This is a genomic window from Jidongwangia harbinensis (genome assembly GCF_020216025.1).
GTDB classification, from domain to species: domain Bacteria; phylum Actinomycetota; class Actinomycetes; order Mycobacteriales; family Micromonosporaceae; genus Actinoplanes; species Actinoplanes harbinensis.
On the sequence record NZ_JAIWNC010000032.1, the window covers coordinates 21,791 to 38,641 of the forward strand.

9 protein-coding genes are annotated in these 16,851 nt (G+C 72.9%); 4 read left to right on the forward strand and 5 right to left on the reverse strand.

Annotation, left to right across the window (positions count from 1 at the left end; genetic code table 11):
* Window positions 1-15: 15 nt before the first annotated feature.
* The 3 genes from LDL48_RS31550 to LDL48_RS31560 all read right to left on the reverse strand — a co-directional run bounded on the left by LDL48_RS31550 (window position 16) and on the right by LDL48_RS31560 (window position 5,198).
* On the reverse strand, window positions 16-2,739 hold the full coding sequence (locus tag LDL48_RS31550; protein WP_225258778.1) for a trypsin-like serine peptidase: 2,724 nt from the start codon (window positions 2,737-2,739) through the stop codon (window positions 16-18).
* Entirely contained in the window at window positions 2,736-4,040 is a 1,305-nt protein-coding gene (locus LDL48_RS31555) for a hypothetical protein (RefSeq protein ID WP_225258779.1), read from the reverse strand. Before LDL48_RS31555 ends, LDL48_RS31550 begins: the two co-directional genes overlap by 4 nt.
* 87 nt (window positions 4,041-4,127) lie before the next feature.
* Window positions 4,128-5,198, reverse strand: coding sequence for a DUF3616 domain-containing protein (locus LDL48_RS31560; protein WP_225258780.1), 1,071 nt, complete (start codon window positions 5,196-5,198; stop codon window positions 4,128-4,130).
* Window positions 5,199-5,488: 290 nt separating this feature from the next.
* On the opposite strand from LDL48_RS31560, the gene LDL48_RS31565 reads away from it, so the two are divergent.
* From LDL48_RS31565 to LDL48_RS31575, 3 genes are read left to right on the forward strand one after another with little or no spacing between them, the layout of a single operon-like run.
* Window positions 5,489-7,786, forward strand: a complete 2,298-nt coding sequence (locus LDL48_RS31565; RefSeq protein ID WP_225258781.1) for a glycosyltransferase family 2 protein — start codon at window positions 5,489-5,491, stop codon at window positions 7,784-7,786.
* A 6-nt stretch (window positions 7,787-7,792) separates the two neighbouring features.
* Entirely contained in the window at window positions 7,793-8,629 is an 837-nt protein-coding gene (locus LDL48_RS31570; protein ID WP_225258782.1) for a hypothetical protein, read from the forward strand.
* Window positions 8,622-10,313, forward strand: a complete 1,692-nt coding sequence (locus LDL48_RS31575) for a hypothetical protein (protein WP_225258783.1) — start codon at window positions 8,622-8,624, stop codon at window positions 10,311-10,313. The genes LDL48_RS31570 and LDL48_RS31575 overlap by 8 nt, the downstream gene beginning before the upstream one ends.
* Window positions 10,314-11,104: 791 nt before the next feature.
* On the opposite strand, the gene LDL48_RS31580 is transcribed toward LDL48_RS31575, so the two are convergent.
* Together LDL48_RS31580 and LDL48_RS44275 are read right to left on the reverse strand one after the other, a co-directional pair.
* Complete coding sequence (locus tag LDL48_RS31580) at window positions 11,105-11,713, reverse strand: response regulator transcription factor (RefSeq protein ID WP_225258784.1); 609 nt, start codon at window positions 11,711-11,713, stop codon at window positions 11,105-11,107.
* 136 nt (window positions 11,714-11,849) lie between these two features.
* Window positions 11,850-12,947, reverse strand: a complete 1,098-nt coding sequence (locus LDL48_RS44275; RefSeq protein ID WP_272493106.1) for a hypothetical protein — start codon at window positions 12,945-12,947, stop codon at window positions 11,850-11,852.
* 1,320 nt (window positions 12,948-14,267) lie between these two features.
* On the opposite strand from LDL48_RS44275, the gene lanKC reads away from it, so the two are divergent.
* Window positions 14,268-16,835 carry a class III lanthionine synthetase LanKC gene (gene lanKC, locus LDL48_RS31595; protein ID WP_225258787.1) on the forward strand — a complete coding sequence of 856 codons (2,568 nt, stop codon included), beginning with the start codon at window positions 14,268-14,270 and terminating at the stop codon, window positions 16,833-16,835.
* Window positions 16,836-16,851: the final 16 nt, after the last annotated feature.

A 16,851-nucleotide genomic window follows, 5' to 3' on the forward strand; every position in this document is an offset into this window, starting at 1 on the left:
TCCCACGGGCGGCGCCTAACCGGCGCCGCCCACCCGGACGGTAATGTGCAGTGGCACCGTGACGGTGATCTCCGGCGTGGCGGCCGGGGCCGCCACGGACTGTTCACCGAGCCGGGGGGCCGTCGGCAGGACCGCCTCGGTCGGCGGGCTCAGCGCCTCCCGGAGAAGCCGGCCCGGCTCCTCCGGCACGGTGCCGGCCGCGGACTCCAGCCAGGCGATGATGCTGCTGATCCGGGCGCCCTCGTTGGCCGTCCACTTGATCTTGGCGGTGCCCATCGCGGCGGTCCACGGCGTGCCGTCGACGGACATGATGGCGCCGTCCGCGTTCCGTTCCGGCACACCCGAGTGGTGCAGGCCGACGACCTCCCACTGGTTGTTGTACAGCGGTGAGCCGGACGAACCCGGCGCGGTGTCGGTGCGGTAGTGCAGGAAGTCGTCGAGCCGGTCGACCAGCTCGTTCTGCTGCAGGGCGACCTGCTTCGGCCGTCCGTCCGGATGCTGCACGATGTTGATCGACTCGCCCAGCAGGATCTTGCCCTGGTCCCGGCTGATCCGGTTGAAGCCGAACCGGGCCAGCGGCTGCGGCGGCCCGCCGTCGGCGCGGGACTGCTCGCTCACCGCCACCACGCTGAAGTCGAGTTCCCGGTGGGTCAGGAAGAGCGCGTCGGGCTGCAGGTCGAACCGGGACGTGGTGCGGGGCCGGCCGTCCACGCCGTTCTCGAACCGGAACTCGACCTGGGAGAACCGGGCCGACGCCGCGGTCGGGAACACGTGGTTGTTGGTGAGCAGGACCCGCGGGGAGATCAGGAACCCGGTACCGAATCCGCGGTCGGAGAACTGGTCCCGGATGTGGATGCGGCCCACGCTGTGCGCGACGGCCGACCCGAGTTCGAGGAACGCGACGCCGAGCAGGTTGTCGCCGCCGATCACCCGCTCCAGCAACCGGTCGTGCGCCACCGTCCCGAGCGACTCCAGCGGCCCGCCCGGTACGCCGCCGAGCGATTCGCGCACCACCGGCTGCGCCAGCACGCGCTGGGTCCGCAGCGCCACCCGTTGCGGGTCGTCGACCTGCAGCACGCTGCGTTCGCCGCGGCGGACCTCGGCGATCCGCTGCTCGGTGCGGGTCCGCTCCGCGGTCCGGTCCGCGAACCGCTGCTCGGTGGCCGACAGATCGGCGAGCACGTCCATGGTCTCCTCCTCGGCGCGATCGGCCGGGCCGCCCGGCAGGGACGGCGAGGGCGGCGTGGTGAGCGGGAACGTGAGGGTCATCCGGGTCGGGGCGTCGTCGCCGGGCCGGAGCGCGGGCACCAGGTCCAGGCCGGGCGCGCAGGGCGTGAGACCGGTGAACCGGACCAGCATCTTGCGCATGTCGGTGACTCCGCAGTAGCGCTGCAGCAACGCCAGCACGCCCCGGATCCGCTCGGCCTGCGCCGAGGTCAGCAGCCCGTCGCGGGTGGTCAGGTACAGCCCGAGCCGGTCCACGATGGTGCTCAGGCCCTCGTTGAACAGCGGCAGCCCGCGGTCGACCGCGTCCAGGAACGCCACCACCGCCTCGGCGTGCCGGCCCATCCGCGCCAGGTACTCACCGCGGACCGCGGCGCCGTCGGGCAACCAGTCGAACCGGTGGTGCAGCACCTCGGTGAACGGGTCGAGTTCGGCCACCCGGTTCAGCCGCAGCAGGGCGTACCCCCGCACCACCGCCGCGACCGCGTCGGTGTGCCCGTTCCCGGCCAGCAGCCGGCGCAGGTCGGCCGCCGGGTCCGGCGAGGCGACGCTGGTGGCGGCCTCGGTGGCGAGCCCCAGCGCCTGATAGCGGAGCAGGGCGTTGGCGTCCACGTCGGCCATGTGCACGTCCAGCGAGACGGCGTCCGGGGCGTCGCCGGGCAGCACCGACAACAGCACGTCGCAGCCGAAGTGCCGGGAGACCGGCAGCGCCACGTTGACTCCCGGCCGGCCGGCCTGCAGCACCTGGACGAACCACAACCCGTCCGCCCCGGGTACGCCGATCCGCACCGCGTTGGCGTGCCGCGCGGTGACCCGCAGCCCGGCCACCGGCTGCGGCACGACCTCGGAGGTCAGGGCGTTGCCGCGGAAGATCCGGACCTGCACCTCGGTGGGTCCGCCGGCGTCCGCCCGGACCGGCGCCGGGGGCGCGTCCGGCAGCACCGCGGGCGGTGCGGCGGGCACCGCTTCGGCCGATGCGTCGAGCCGGGCGTACTCGCCGAGCAGGGCGGCCACGGCGTCGCCCGGCACGTCCGCCGTGGCCGGGCCGGTGGCACCGAGCGACTCCAGCACCATCGCCGCCTCCGCCGCGGTGGCGGCCGGCGCGTGCACGATCACGGCGGCCGGTGAGTGCCACGGAGCGCCGCCGGGCTGGGCGGCCGGCAGCAGCGTGTGGGCCGGCGTACCGATGAAGTGGGCCACCTCGTCGGCCGGGTCCGCCGCCTGGGCGGACGGGGACGGCTCGAGCACCGCCACGCCGGGCTGGTCGCCGTCCGCGGGGATCAGCACCTCGCGGGTGAGCAGGTGCCCGCCGGGCAACTGGGCCGACACGTAGTACGTCCGGCCCGGGTCCAGTCCGCCGACGGTCTGGCCGCTGAGGGCGTGCCCCACCACGGACAGGTCGGCGCCGCGGATCTCCACCGGCACCGCGAGCCGGTTCAGCGCCTCGCTGTGGAAGCGGGTCTCGATGCGGAGTTCTCCGGTGCCGGACCCCGGCGCCGGGACGGGCCCGGTCATGCGGACATCCTCGCTTTCCAGACCCGCGGGCGCAGCGGCTCGACCAGGTACGGCTCGCCCGGACAGTCCTGATAGGGCGGGGTCGGCGGCTGCACCACCGCGGAGAAGTGGTAGTACCCCGCGCGCAACGGCGGTGTCGGTACGGCGAACCGGGCGCCCGCCGCGGGGATCTCCCGGGCCGTAGCCGGGTCCCGGTCGTCCCGGACCACGATCCGGGTGCACGGGACCGCCTGGTCCGGCTCGATCAGCACCTCGAACGGCACCACCGGCCGGTCCGGCAGGTAGCAGAGCACCGCGTTGCCGGTGAAACCGTCTGCGATGATCGCCTGCTGGCCGCCGTACTGCCGGTTCACCTCGGTCATCCGCATGGCCAGGCCCTTCTGCAGCGAGAACGACGAGACGTGCCACTGCGCCGCCCGCCGGCCCTCCGCGGAGTGGTCGGGTGCCTCCGCGGCGTCCCCGCCGAGGCAGCGCAGCAACGCGATGCTGAACAGGGTCTGCTGACCGGGCACGGCCTGGGCCACGCCGGCCGGGATGGACGCGTAGAAGACCGGCGCCTGCCGGTCGTCGATCAGGTCGCTGCGCTCCACGTCGAAGACCGGGGTGGCGCGCAGATCCTCCAGCGACAGCACCCGCGACGGCGTGTTCCGGCAGGCGTCGACGAAATAGAACTGGGTACGGGCGATGCCGGGCCGGGCGGACGACGAGTGGCCGTCGCCGGCGTACGGCGCCATTCCGTTGCGCAGCGTGCCGACGTCCACCGCCTGCAGCGCCAGCGGGCCGCCGCGACCGAACTCCTCCATCAGCAGCACCTGGTCGCCGCGGGTGCGCTGGATGCCGTGCCCGGCGAAATAGAACAGCGTCGCGCCGTCCGGGTGCCGTTTCGCGCTGTCCCGCCAGGCGGCCGCCGCCGCCACGAACGCCGGCAACGTGCAACCCGGCAGCAGCAGTTCGTCGACCGGCGGCGCGACGAAGCGGCCGGCCGGCTGCTCGGTGGCGTCGGCCTCGGCCACCTGCGGCGACAGCAGCATCCGCACCGAGCCGAGCGGCCGGCACAGGCGCTGCTCGGCGGCGGCGCGCAGCAGCCAGTCGAGCATCAGGTACGCGGACAGGGCGGTCGAGGAGAGTTGCCGCATGCCGAGACCCGCCTCGGTCGGGGGTGCGCCGAAACCGGGCAGATGCGGGTAGGCGCTCACCCCGGCGATCAGGACGTGCAGCGCCGGCTGGTCGCGGAGCGTGGCGTCCTCATACACCAGCCAGGGCTGGTCGGCGGGGCGGGCGCCGGGAAGCAGCAGGGTCACGACGGCTCACCTCCCACCGCCATGGTCCCGCCGCTCGTCCCTCCGTTCCGCCGTTGTGTCGGCATGACGACGTGCCGTCATGGCTGGTTACGGCAGCTGCACGAGGTCGGCCACCACGGCGCCGTCGGCGGTGAGGCGGACCGCGGCCGGGCTGTCGTACACGATCAGCGCCTGCCGGTCCGCGGGGTCGCCGATCAGGCCCAGGCCCTCGGCGTGGTCGTCGCCCTCGCCGTAGGTCAGCTCCACCTCACGGGTGAGCGCGGCGCCGCGCACCACCGCCGGGCTCTCGGCGCGGCCGGCGCCGTGCCACCGGTAGATCCGGACCGGCCCGTCCAGGTCCATCGTCGGTCCCGCCAGCACGAGCAGGTCGTCGCCCGCCGGGCAGAGGTCGCGCACGCCCAGGCCGTCCAGATCAAGAACGTGCTTACGGTACGGGCGCCCGTCCGCGAACGGCGTCAGGCGCAGCCGGTCCGGCTCGTCCGGGTCCACGTACGGCCGCAGCTCCAGCACGAACGCCCAGCCGCGCAGCACCGGCCCGCGCAGGCCCAGGTAGACCCGTTCGCCGCGGACCGCGATGCCCTCCACGTCCAGACCGTTGTCCTTGCCCGGGATGGGCACGAACGCGGCCAGGTGCTCGTCGCCGCCCAGCAGCCGGCGCAGGTCGTCACGGGGGCCGAGGGCGGCGGCGCGGTGCCGCCGGCCGTCCACCACGATCTCGGGTACCGGGGTGGGCAGCCCGTCCACCTCGGCGATCGGCAACCGGACCAGGATCTGCCGGTTGGCCTGCCCCTCGACCCGGGCCAGCCGGCGGAGCGCCTTGGCGCCGTCGTGGTGCGACTTGATCCGTTTGCGGCGCAGGCTGTGCGAACCGACCGCCCACAGGAAGTGCCCGGTCCGGGCGAGGCCCTCGATGTCGGCCTCCTCGTCGGCGTCCGCGCCGGGCAGCGCGACGAAGTCCGCGAGCCGGAAGGTGCGCTCGTCGGCGTACTCCGCGGGCCGGTCCGGGTCGTCGGCGACCAGGCGTTCCACCGTCGCCGTCTCGTCACCGGCGATCCACAGCACCTGCCCGTCCGCGCGGACCGCGGACAGGTTGGTGTGTGTGGTGGCCGCCCGCGACCGGTCACCGAAGCACAGCCGGACCGTCCTCACCAAGGTCATGTCGCTCATCGTGACACGGCGGCGAGGCTCGTCCGAGCCTGATCGGCAATGACACCGCTCGCTCTCCCGGCCCGGGCCCGCGGCGCCTGTGACGCCCGGTTCACGAGCAGTCACCTGTTATTATCCGTCCCGTCGTGGGCGCAGTTCTGGATGCCCCCGAACCGGAATCATTCCCCTGATGGAACTGGTGCAATGCTGTCTCACGCGCGTTGCGACGACGTCGCTCACCGTGGTCCCACACCCCCTGCCGATCGGCTGCCCGACAGGTCGGGACCCGACCGGGGAGCGCGGTGAATCCTCGGCTCAGCATCGTCGTCCCGTTCTACAACGTCGAGCCCTACATCGGGGCCTGTCTGGACTCCCTGGCCCGGCAGACGTTCCGTGACTTCGAGGTCGTCCTGGTCGACGACGGCTCCCGGGACGGCAGTGCACAGATCGCCCGGACGTTCTGCGACCAGGACCCGCGGTTCCGCATCGTCACCCAGGAGAACCAGGGACTCGGTCCGGCGCGCAACACCGGCGTGCAGCACAGTCAGGGCGAGTACCTGACGTTCGTCGACAGCGACGACCTGGTCAGCCGCCATGCGTACGACCTCATGATCCGTTCGCTGGACGAGACCGCGTCGTCGCTGGCCGCCGGCAACGCGCGGCGCTTCAACAACACCAGCGGCGTACGCCAGTCGTACGTGCACCGGATCCCGTTCGCCAAGGACCGCCCGGCCACCCACGTCTTCGACTACCCGGCGCTGGCGCTGGACCGCATGGTGTGGAACAAGGTCTACCGGCGCAGCTTCTGGGACCAGTTCCGCTTTGCGTTCCCGGCGATCCGGTACGAGGACTATCCGGTCACCCTGCGCGGGCACATCGAGGCCATCACGGTGGACTGCATCTCCGCCCCGGTCTACTACTGGCGTGAGCGGGAGTCCGGCGAGTCGATCACCCAGCAGAAGTTCCAGTACGCCAACCTGCACGACCGGGTCACGTCCGCCGAGATGGTCTTCGACCTGATCGACAAGCGGGCCCCGGAACTGCGCGCCGAGGTGCACCGCCACCTCGCCCTGACCGACATGGCGACCGTGGTGCAGGCCTTCGCCACCGCGCCCGAGGACGAGTTGCGGCCGCTGCTGGAACTCGGCCGCCGGCTGAGCCGCCGCCTGGACCAGGACCTGCTCGGCGACGTGCGGACGTTCGAGCGGCTGCAGTACTACGCGCTGCAGACCGGCGACGTCGAACTGCTGCAGCGCCTGGCCCGGTTCCGCGCCGAGGGCGGTCTGGCCGGCGGCGCCCGCGCCCAGCGCAACCCGGTGCTCCCGTGGCAGTACGAGAACCGCTACCCGGGCCTGCACGGGCACTCCGGCGTACCCTCGCGGGTCTACCGGCTGCCCCGGGAGGAACTCGCCCTGCGGACCCGGGCGTCGGAGATCACCTGGACGCCGGACGAGCTGGTGATCAGCGGCACCGCGGAGATCGCCCACGTGCCCACCGAGAACCGCTCGTCCCTGCGGATCTCGCTGATCAGCGGCGGCCGGCGGTTCCGGCTGCCGGTGCAGCGCCGCCCCGGCCGGGACACCCACGGCGAGGAACGCCTGGTCGACTGGACCACCCGGGTGCCGCGGTCGCTGCTGGCCGAGGTGCCGCCGAAGGGCGCACACCTGTCGGTGGACTTCCGCAACGGTCACCTGCGCCGGCGCGGCCCGCTGACCCGGACCCTGGCCGGCAACGTCAGCCACCCGGCCGGCCAGCGGGTCGGCGACGCCTGGATCCAGCCCACCTGGGCCGGCGACGGCCGCCTGATGCTGCGCCGGCTGGTCGACCAGCCGGAACTCGCCACCGTCGAGTTCACCGCGGACGAGCTGGTGTTCACCGGCCGGCTGCCGGCCGAGCTGGTCGACCCGGAGCTGCGGCTGACCCGGTCGTCCGGCTACATCCGGGTGCCGCTGGACCTGCGGGCGGACGGCACCGGGGCCGCGTTCACCGCGCGGATCCGGCTGGACGACCTGGTGGACGAGGAGAACGCGGACGACCCGTTCACCGGCCGTACCCACCGGGTGCCGAGCATCTACCACGACGACGGGAGCCGGCGGCGGCTGTTGCTGATCACCGGTCTCGACCACGCGGTGACCACGGTGCACCACGGGCGGATGCTGAGCGTCACCCGGTCGCCCGGGATGTTCGCGAACCTCGGCGAGGCACCGGTCCGGATCGTCGTGGACCGGATCGAGAGCCCCACCGACGGCACCTCGTCGACGCTCGTGGTGTCCGGTCCGCAGTGGCCCGGCGTGACCTACGACGGGCTGGTGTGGCGCCGGTTCCGGCCCAACTCCGACGACGCCATCGACGTGCCCTGCCGGGTTAAGGTGGACGGCAGCCGGTGGGTGGCCGAGGCGGACACCGCTGATCTGCTGCTGCCGGCCGACGGGGAGGACGGCACGCCGGACTGGACACTGTTCGCCTCGGACGACGGCACCCCGTACGCCGTGCAGACCGAGCCGTTCCTGCTCAGCCGCCTCCCGGCCACGCTGATCGGTGACGGCCGGCGGGGCCTCCTGCAGTCGCGGGCGGGCACCCTTCACCTGGAGACGAGCTGATCGGTCATGCACCACCACAACCACTACTACGGGCAGACGCACATCCTGGCCCGCTACTGCGGCCTGGACGACGAGTTCCCGCCCCGGATCCGCGGCTACCTGCAGCACGGCTGGAACGTCGGCTGCGGCTGGAACCCGGTCCACGAGTTCTTCGACGGCGCCTGGCGGTACGTCTGGAGTGACGCGCCGCGCCGGCGCGGTCACTCGCTCGGCCGCCGCGACTACCACGTGGTCGGCGCACCGTTCCTCTACCTGATGGACCTCGAACCGGACCTGGGCGTGGTGCCCGAACGCCGGGGCACGCTGTGGTTCCTCTTCCACGGCTGGGAGGCCGCGGGGATGAGCGGCAAGATCGCCGGGAACCACGCGCGGCTGATCGACGAGATCAAGGACACCGAGACCGAGCCGGTCACGATCAGCCTCTACTACACCGAGTACGAACAACCGGAGATCCGCCGGGCGTACGAGGAGGCCGGTTTCGAGGTGATCTGCTTCGGCAAGCGCGGCTGGAACTACGAGGGCACCGACCGCGAGTTCCTGTACAAGCAGCTGGCCGCGTTCCGGGGCTTCAAGCGGGTGGCCGCGAACCGGCTGAGCACCGCCATCTTCTACGGCGTCGCGGCCGGCTGCGTGCCCGCCGTGTACGGCGACGCGATGGAACTGGAAGGCGACAATCCGCTCTTCGGCGGGCAGTCCCGGATCCATCGGCTGTGGCCCGACATGCTGGGCAAGGACATCGACCTCGAGGCGGCACGGGCCGTCACCGACGACGAACTCGGCCGGGCGTACGTGATGCCACCGGCCGAGATGCGCATGCTCTTCGATTGGAACCACCGTGACTGACACCAAGCCGAACCCCACGGAGATCGTCCGAGGCGAGATCCAGCCGTGGACCGACTACGAGAGCTACCGCAAGCCGGCGGGTGGCCCGGTCCTGCGGGCGTTCCTCGACGACCTGCTCCCGGAGTCCGCGTCCCGGACCCTGGTGGCCGGCCCGCACGGCGCGGACGTGGTCGAGCTGGTGGCCGGGCGCAGCGCCCACGTCACCGTGCTGGTCCGTTCCGTGAGCGACGCCGCGACGCTGCGCGAACGCTTCGCCGGTGCCGAGGTCACCGTGCTGGCCGGGGCGCTCGACGGCCTGGTCGACCACGGGACCGAGCCGTTCGACGTGGTGCTCGCCGCGGACGGCCTGGACCGCTTGCTGGGCGCCGACTCGCCGGCCCTGGACTGGCCGGAGCGGGCCGCCCTGCTGCGCCGGCTCGCCACACCGGAGGCGCTGGTCGTGGTCGGCGTCGAGAACGAGTTCGGGCTGACCGGCCTGCTGGACAGTCGGCCCCTGGACGAGCGCCACGGCGACGACGAGTGGCGCCCGCTGCACGACGACCCCCACCGGCCGACGTCGCCGGCCCAGGTCGCCGAGGCGCTGACCGGGCTGGGCCTCGCGGTGCACGCGAGCTACGCCAGCTTCGACCCGGCCGGGCTGCCGCACACGCTGCTGCGGGACGCCGCCGCCGCGGGCACCCGCCCCGGTCGTCCGGCGGCCCGGCTGGCCACCGCCGGGTTGTCCGCCGCGGCCGCGCACGCGCCGCTGCTGACCTCGGTCGCCGACGGCGCCGCGGCGGCCGCCCGGGCCGGGCAGCTCAGCGCGGTGGCGCCGGGCTGGCTCGTGGTGTGCGGCACCGGCGGCGGCACCACCCGCACCGGCTACGCCGCCTACGGCGGTGGCGTCCTCGCCGCCGACCTGACCGACGCGACCTGGCAGACCCGGTTCCAGCCCGCCGACGGTACGACCACGAGTGGTGTCGTCTTCGACCCGGCGCTGGTCGCCGCGCAGGTGCCGGACACCGAGTCGGCCGAGACGCTGCTGTTCCGCCTGGCCGCCGCGGAGGACGTGCCGGGGTTCCGCCGCCTCGCCGCCCGGTTCGGGGCGTGGGCGGAGGACGGCCGCATCCTGGCGCTCGACGACGTGCAGGTCGACGGGGACGGCTTCGCCTCCGGCTTCTCCGGCTGGCGCCCCGCCGACCCGGCCGGCCGGGACGAGCTGCTGGCCGCGGCCTGGCACCGGTTCCGGGACCGGCTGGTGCACGCGCACCGGCGGCACCCGTGGCCACCATGGATGGTCGACGGCGACGACCTGGTCAGCACCTGGCTCGGCATGTCCGGCGTGGAGGCGGACGCGGCCGTGCTCAAGCGCGGCCGGGAGATCGCCGACGCGCTGGCCGCGGCCGCCGACGTCGCGGCCGAGCAGCCGGACGTCCGGACACTCCTCGCGGACGCCGAGGAGAACCGCAAGAAGGTGACCGAACTCGCCGGGCACATCTTCGGTCTGGAACGGACGCTGCGCTTCCGCGACAAGTCGCTGAAGACCCGGGAGCAGCAGCTCCGGGCGATCCGCGACGAACTGCGCAAGCTCAAGTACTCGCGGTCGATGCAGCTGGTGCTGGCGATCCGCAAGGTGGCCGGGCTGCGCAAGCCGAAGCGCCTGGCCAAGGCGGTCAAGCGCCGCATACCCCGACGCGACCTCTGAGTCGTCGCCCCCCGGGCGGGCCCCGCGGGGTGTGGTGTCCGGGCGGGCGTCGCGGGGGTGTGGTGTCCGGGCGGGTATCGCGGGGGTGTGGTGTCCGGGCGGGTATCGCGGGGTGTGGTGTCCGCGGTCGTGGCCGGGGCGTGGTGGCTGGACGGGCGACTTGGTGCCGGGACGTGGTTCGATTCCGGGCGACGCACGGCGCCCGGCCGATCCAAACGCGAGGTTTGCGGCTTCTGCAGCGGCAGATCTTGGCGGCGTAGGCAGATTTTGAAGCGCGATTGCCCCTTATAGGGCCGTCGGGCGGCAGCCCTCATCGCAGCCCCTTGCTCTGAGCACTATGCGGTATCACCGGATGTAGTGGACAGCGGGTGGCAGGTCGACCACCACCGCACGACTTCCGCCCACGTGCCCGATGAGCCCGTTTCGCGCCGCGCTCACCGCCGGCCCTGGTCACGGTGTGCTGAGGTGTGGTGCGCTGCGTACCGCAAATCCTCACGCCCAGGGGTGCCGGGCGCGGTGTGTTGAGGTCTGGTGCGCTGCGTACCGCAAATCCTCACGCCCAGGGGTGCCGGGCGCGGTGTGTTGAGGTGTGGTGCGCTATGCACCGCACCTCCGCACGCCCCACCGCTCCGGCCTGGCGTGCCCGCGCGCCGGAACCACACGCACGCACCACCCGCGGCCACACGGGGTGCGACACGCCGCCCCGCACCGACGTCCGCCCACCTGCCGGCGGGCGCGCCGGCCCTGGCGGCGGCCGTGGTGGCCGCCGCCGTTCCGGGTACCGCGCCGGTTCAGAGCCAGTTGGCCTCCGTGGCGATGCGGATGGCGTCCAGCCGGCTGCGCGCCCCGACCTTGTGCGTGATCGTCGACAGGTAGGTGCGGATCGTCCCCGGGGTGAGGAACAGCGCCGCGGCGATCTCGCGTACCGACCTGCCCTCGGCGGCCAGCCGCAGCACGTCCCGTTCCCTCGGGGTGAGCGGGCTGGTCCGCGCGTTCATCACCGACACGGCGATCTCCGGGGTGATGAAACCCTCGCCGGCCGACACCCGCCGCACCGCGGCGAGCAGGTCGTCGACGTGGCACTCCTTGCTGAGGAACGCTCGGACCTGACAGCCCAGGGCGTGCCGGAACGCGCTGGAAGCGGCCACCGTGGTGAGGGCGAGTACGGTGCCCGGGTCGGCCTGCAGATTGGTGATGACGTTGACCGCGTCGGTCACCGAGGCGCTCAGCGTGTCCAGATCGACGATGAAGACGTCCACCCGGAGGTCCTGCAGCAGCTCCTTGGTGACGTCCACGCTGGACACGTCCGCCACCACCTCCAGGTCGTCCGGACAGGACAGGGCCATGGCGAGAGCGGAACGTAACAGCGGCGCATCGGCGACCACCATAATGTTGATCACGGTTGAGTTCCTTCCAAAGTTTGCGGCTGTGCCTGGTCGTCCGGTTTCTTCACGGATCGACTGGCAGCGGACAGGCGGCAAAGGTGTCCGGAGCAGGCACACTCGGCGGTGCGGTGCCTGAACGGACGCGGAAGGTTCAGCCAGGGGGCGAGGCGCTGGCCGGCCGGCACCCGGGCCGGTGCTCGGCGCCGGCGGTACGGACCCCGGCGCGGGACAGCGCCGGATGCCAGGAGCCGGACGTGGTGGCCCAGGTACCGCCCGAGGAGTCGGCACCGGACGAGGCACCCGAGGTCATCACACCGAAGTGCGGCGACGACCGTGGCCACGGACCGCCGGGCTGGGACGGGTCGCCGGGCTGGTAGGCCACCGTGGTGCGGTGCGCACCCGGGGTGTCCGGCGTGCCGCGCGCGGGGTCGGTGCACGGCGTGGCGGTGGCGGCCGGGTCGGCGGCCGGGTGGGACAGGACGGCCGGCAGACCGGGGAGTCCGGGCCGGCCGGCGGCGGCCGGTGCGGGACGGTCGTCCAAGCTGGCGGTGGCGGCTGGGCCTGGGTCGTCCTGCGCGGCCGGATCCTGCGGGACCAGGATCCGCGGGGCCGGGATCTGGGGGCCGGGTGTGCCGGGCTCACCGGTGCCGGTGCTTCCGGTGGGTACGAGGACTCCCGGCGCCGGGGCCGGCAGCGGCGGTAGCACGCCCCGGGGAACGATCTTCTCGATCGGCAGGGGGACAGTCGGAGCCCGCTCGACCACCGCGGTCACCGGGCGGATCAGCCGGCCGACGGCGGGGATGAGCTGCTCGACGGCGGGGGTGAGCGGGCCGACGGCCGGGATGAGCTGCCTGACGGCGGGGGTCAGTTGGCCGACGGCCGGGGCGAGTTGGCCGACAGCGGGGATGAGCTGCCCAACGGCGGGGGCGAGTTGGTTGACGGCGGGGGCGAGTCGATCGACCGGCTCAGTGATTCGGCCGAGGGCTGGGGTGAGCTGGTCGACGGGCTGGGTGACGTGGTCGATGGGCCGGGTGAGTCGGTCGACGGCCGGGGTGAGTTGGTCGGCCGTGGGGATGGTGAGCTGGTGGACCGCCGGCGTGACGGGGGTGGGTAGCCGGCCGGCAGTGGTGGTGAGCCGGTGCACCGCCGGGGTGGTGGGGGCGACGAGCCGGCGAACGGTCCGGGTGACCGGGACGGTGACCCGGTCGACCGCCGGGACCAGCGTGCGGCCGCCGGTTGCGGGCACCACGGATCCAACCGGAGCGGGCGGCAAGGCTGAACCCGGCGGCAAGGCTGAACCCGGCGGCAAGGCTGAACCCGGCGGCAAGGCTGAACCCGGCGGCAGCGCTGCTCCGGGCGGCAGGGCTGGTCCCGGCGGCAGGGCTGCTCCGGGCGGCAGGGCTGCTCCGGGCGGCAGGGCTGCTCCGGGCGGCAGGGCTGCTCCGGGCGGCAGGGCTGCTCCGGGCGGCAGGGCTGCTCCGGGCGGCAGGGCTGCTCCGGGCGGCAGGTCGGTCCTCGGGGGCGGATGTGCCGCGGGCGACCGATTCACTCCGGGCACCGCATCGAGCTGCTCCGCCGGCTCTCCGCTCCGGACCTGCGGAACCGACGCCAGACCGCCCCGCGGTGCAGCGGTACCGGCCAGACCCGAGGCCCCATTCCGGACAGACGAACCTTTCTGGACGGACAAGCCGTTCTGGACGGATGAGTCTTTCCGCGCGGATGCGTCTTTCCGCGCGGATGACTCCTTGCGCGCGGATGCGTCTTTCCGTGCGGACGTTCCCTTCCCGACGGACGGCCTAACCGACGGCCTAACCGACGACCCCACCGACGAGTTCTTCCGCTCGCTCGTGGCTTTCCGCGCCGACGGGTCTTTCCGTGCCGACGGGTCTTTCCGGGCGGACGAGTCTTTCCGGGCGGACGAGTCTTTCCGCGCGCGCGAGTCTTTCCGGGCGGAGGAATCAGTCCTGACCGTCGCGTCTTTCCCAGCAGTCGCGCCATTTCGGACGGACGCCCCCTTTCGGGACGTGCCCGCGTCCGTCGATGCATTCTTGCGGGCGGGTGGCGCCGAGGCGGACCGCTCGGGTCGTACCTTCTCCACCGCCCGTCCGGCGTCGTCCGCGACACCGCCGACGAGGTCGGTCACGGTGGACCGGGCGCCGTCGCCGGGGGTGTCGGCATACGCCGGATCGCTGCTCAGGAGCCAGTACGCGACGATTGCTACGCCGGCCAGAAGGGTCAGACGAAGCGCCGTCCATACGGCGGACAGCAGGCGTCCAGCCGTACTGCCCGGCACTTCTGCCCTCGACACGGGAGCGCTCCCACCCTTCGATCGGTGTCATTCCTGTTCGGACCGTAACGCGTTCCTCCGAAGATCGCAGAGTCAGGGTCACCGAAAGTTTTTCGCTTGATCAAATGGGCGGGCGCGTGTTGCCCAGTCGGCGTTCGGTCAAACGCTGCGTTTGTCAGCAATTCCGTGTGACTTGATGCGACCGACCTACTGACATCGGCTACTGTCGCCGCCGTCGTGACCTCGGCAGCATTGTGGGGGACCGATGAAGGAGGCACGGACGTGGACCGACGATATGACGCCTACTGCGCCGCCGACCCGCTGTTCTACGACTCCCTCGCAACCGAACAGCGCTCGGCCGGCGACTTTCCGGCGGCGCGTCGTTCGCTTCCGGAGGGCTGGCGCATCCAGGCGCACGACGACTGGCTGATTGCCGGTCCGGTCGGCGCGGCCCTGCCCCGACAGGGATGGAAGATCCATTCTTCCGGCTGTCCGGACAATGCCGAGCGCATCGTGGACAAGGTGTGGGACTACTGCGTGTCCCGCGGCATCTCCTTCAAGTTCCTCCGGTCCCCGCAGGTTCTGTTCATGCGCAACTCGAAGTACTCGCCGCGGGCGTCGAGTGGCAAGTTGGTGACCATCTATCCGGTCGACGACGCCGCCGCCGAGACCATCCTCAACGAGCTCGGCGCGATTCTGGCCGGCGAGGCGGGTCCGTACATCCTCAGCGATCTGCGCTGGGCCGAGGGCCCGCTGTACGTCCGGTACGGCGCCTTCGCCCACCTGTACTGCGTGGCGGACGACGGCGACCTGGTGCCCGCGCTGGTCGGCCCGGACGGTGTCCTGGAGCCGGACCGCCGGCAGGCGGTCTTCAGCATGCCGCCCTGGCTCACCCTGCCCGCGTTCCTGCAGCCGCACCTGGACGCCCGCAACGCGGTGACCACGACGGACCTGCCGTACCGCGTCACCGAGGTGCTGCACTACTCGAACGCCGGGGGTCTGTACTCGGCCGAGGACCAGCGCACCGGTGACCGGGTGGTGCTCAAGGAGGCCCGCCCGTACGCCGGCCTGGACGGCCGCGGCGACGACGCGGTCACCCGGTTGCGCCGGGAGGCGGAGATGCTCGACCGCGTCGCGGACGCCGGCGTCACGCCCCGGGTACACGACCGGTTCCCGCTGGGTGAGCACGAGTTCATCGCGCTGGAGTACGTGGAGGGCGAACCGCTCAACCGGCTCATCGTGCAGAAGTACCCGCTCACCGACCCGGACGTGGACGCGGCCACGGTGCGCGAGTACACCGACTGGGCCCTGGACATCCACCGCCAGGTGGAGCAGGCGGTGCGTGCCCTGCACGAGCGCGACGTCGTCTACGGCGACCTGCACATGTTCAACATCATGGTGCGCCCGGACGGCCGGATCGCCCTGCTCGACTTCGAGGTGGCCGCACCGGTCTCCGACCTGCGCCGCCCCGGCCTGCGCAACCAGGGCTTCGCGGCCCCACGGGAACGGGTCGGGCCGGCCGTCGACGAGTACGCCCTCGCCTGTCTCGCCGTGGCCCTGTTCCTGCCGCTGACCCCGCTGCTGCGCCTGGACCGGGCGAAGGCCCGCCACCTCGCGGACGTCGTCGCGGCCAACTTCCCGGTGCCCCGGGAGCTGCTCGACCGATCCGTCGCCGTCATCGAGGGCACGGACGCCGCCAAGGTGACCCGCTCCGGAACCCGGGACTGGTCGGTCTTCGACCCGGAACCGGAGAACTGGCCACGAGTGCGCGACACGCTGGTCCGCGCCATCCTGGCCAGCGCCACCCCGGAACGGGACGACCGGCTGTACCCGGGCGACATCGAGCAGTTCCGGGTCGGGGGACTCGGCATCGCCTACGGCGCGGCGGGCGTGCTCTACGCCCTGTCCGCCGCCGGCGCGGAGGTTCCGCCGGAGCACGTCGACTGGCTGGTCAAGCACGCCGCCGACCCGGGCTTCGATCCGCGGCACGGGTTCCTCGAGGGGCTGCACGGGGTGGCGTACGTCCTGGATCATCTCGGCGAACGGCAACCCGCGCTGGACCTCGTCGAACGCTGCCTGAAGGAGGGCTGGGAAGGGCTCGGCCCGGACCTGGCCGGCGGCGTCGCCGGCATCGGGCTGAACCTGCTGCACCTGGCCGGCCGGACCGGTGAAACCGCCCTGCGCGACGCCGGCATCCGCGCCGCGGAGATCGCCCGCGAACGTCTGGGCGGCCCCGACTCGGTGCCGGAGACCAGCGGCGGGAAGCACCCGCACGCCGGCCTCACCCGCGGCTCGAGCGGTGTGGCGCTGCTGTTCCTGCGGATGTACGAGGAGACCGCCGACCCGGACTACCTCGACCTGGCGGCCACCGCGCTGCGGCAGGACCTGCGTCGCTGCGTCACCCGTCCGGACGGCGCGATGGAGGTCAACGAGGGCTGGCGCACCATGCCCTACCTGGCCGAGGGCAGCCTGGGCATCGGCATCGTGCTGGACCACTATCTGGATCACCGGCCGGACGACGAGTTCCGCCGCGCCGCCGAGTCGATCTACCTGGCCGCCCGCTCACCGCTGTACGTCCAACCCGGACTGTTCGCCGGGCGGGCCGGCATCGTGGCCTACCTCGCCATGCGCCAGCGGCGGAACCCGGCCGCCGCGCCCGACCTGGACGCCCAGATCCCCCGGCTGGCGTGGCACGCCCTGCCGTACGGCGGCGGTCTGGCCTTCCCCGGTGAGCAACTCCTGCGACTGTCCATGGACCTCGGCACCGGAACCGCCGGCGTCCTGCTGTCGCTGGCCGCCGCCCGGCACGAGCAGCCCGCGTCGCTGCCGCTGCTGGAGCGGCGCCCATGAACTCCCACGCGAACGA

Bases quoted from the DNA above. Each gene is read 5' to 3' on its own strand.
- LDL48_RS31550 (WP_225258778.1), bottom strand. From the start codon at position 2,739: ATGACCGGGCCCGTCCCGGCGCCGGGGTCCGGCACCGGAGAACTCCGC.
- LDL48_RS31560 (WP_225258780.1), bottom strand. From the start codon at position 5,198: ATGACCTTGGTGAGGACGGTCCGGCTGTGCTTCGGTGACCGGTCGCGG.
- LDL48_RS31570 (WP_225258782.1), top strand. From the start codon at position 7,793: ATGCACCACCACAACCACTACTACGGGCAGACGCACATCCTGGCCCGC.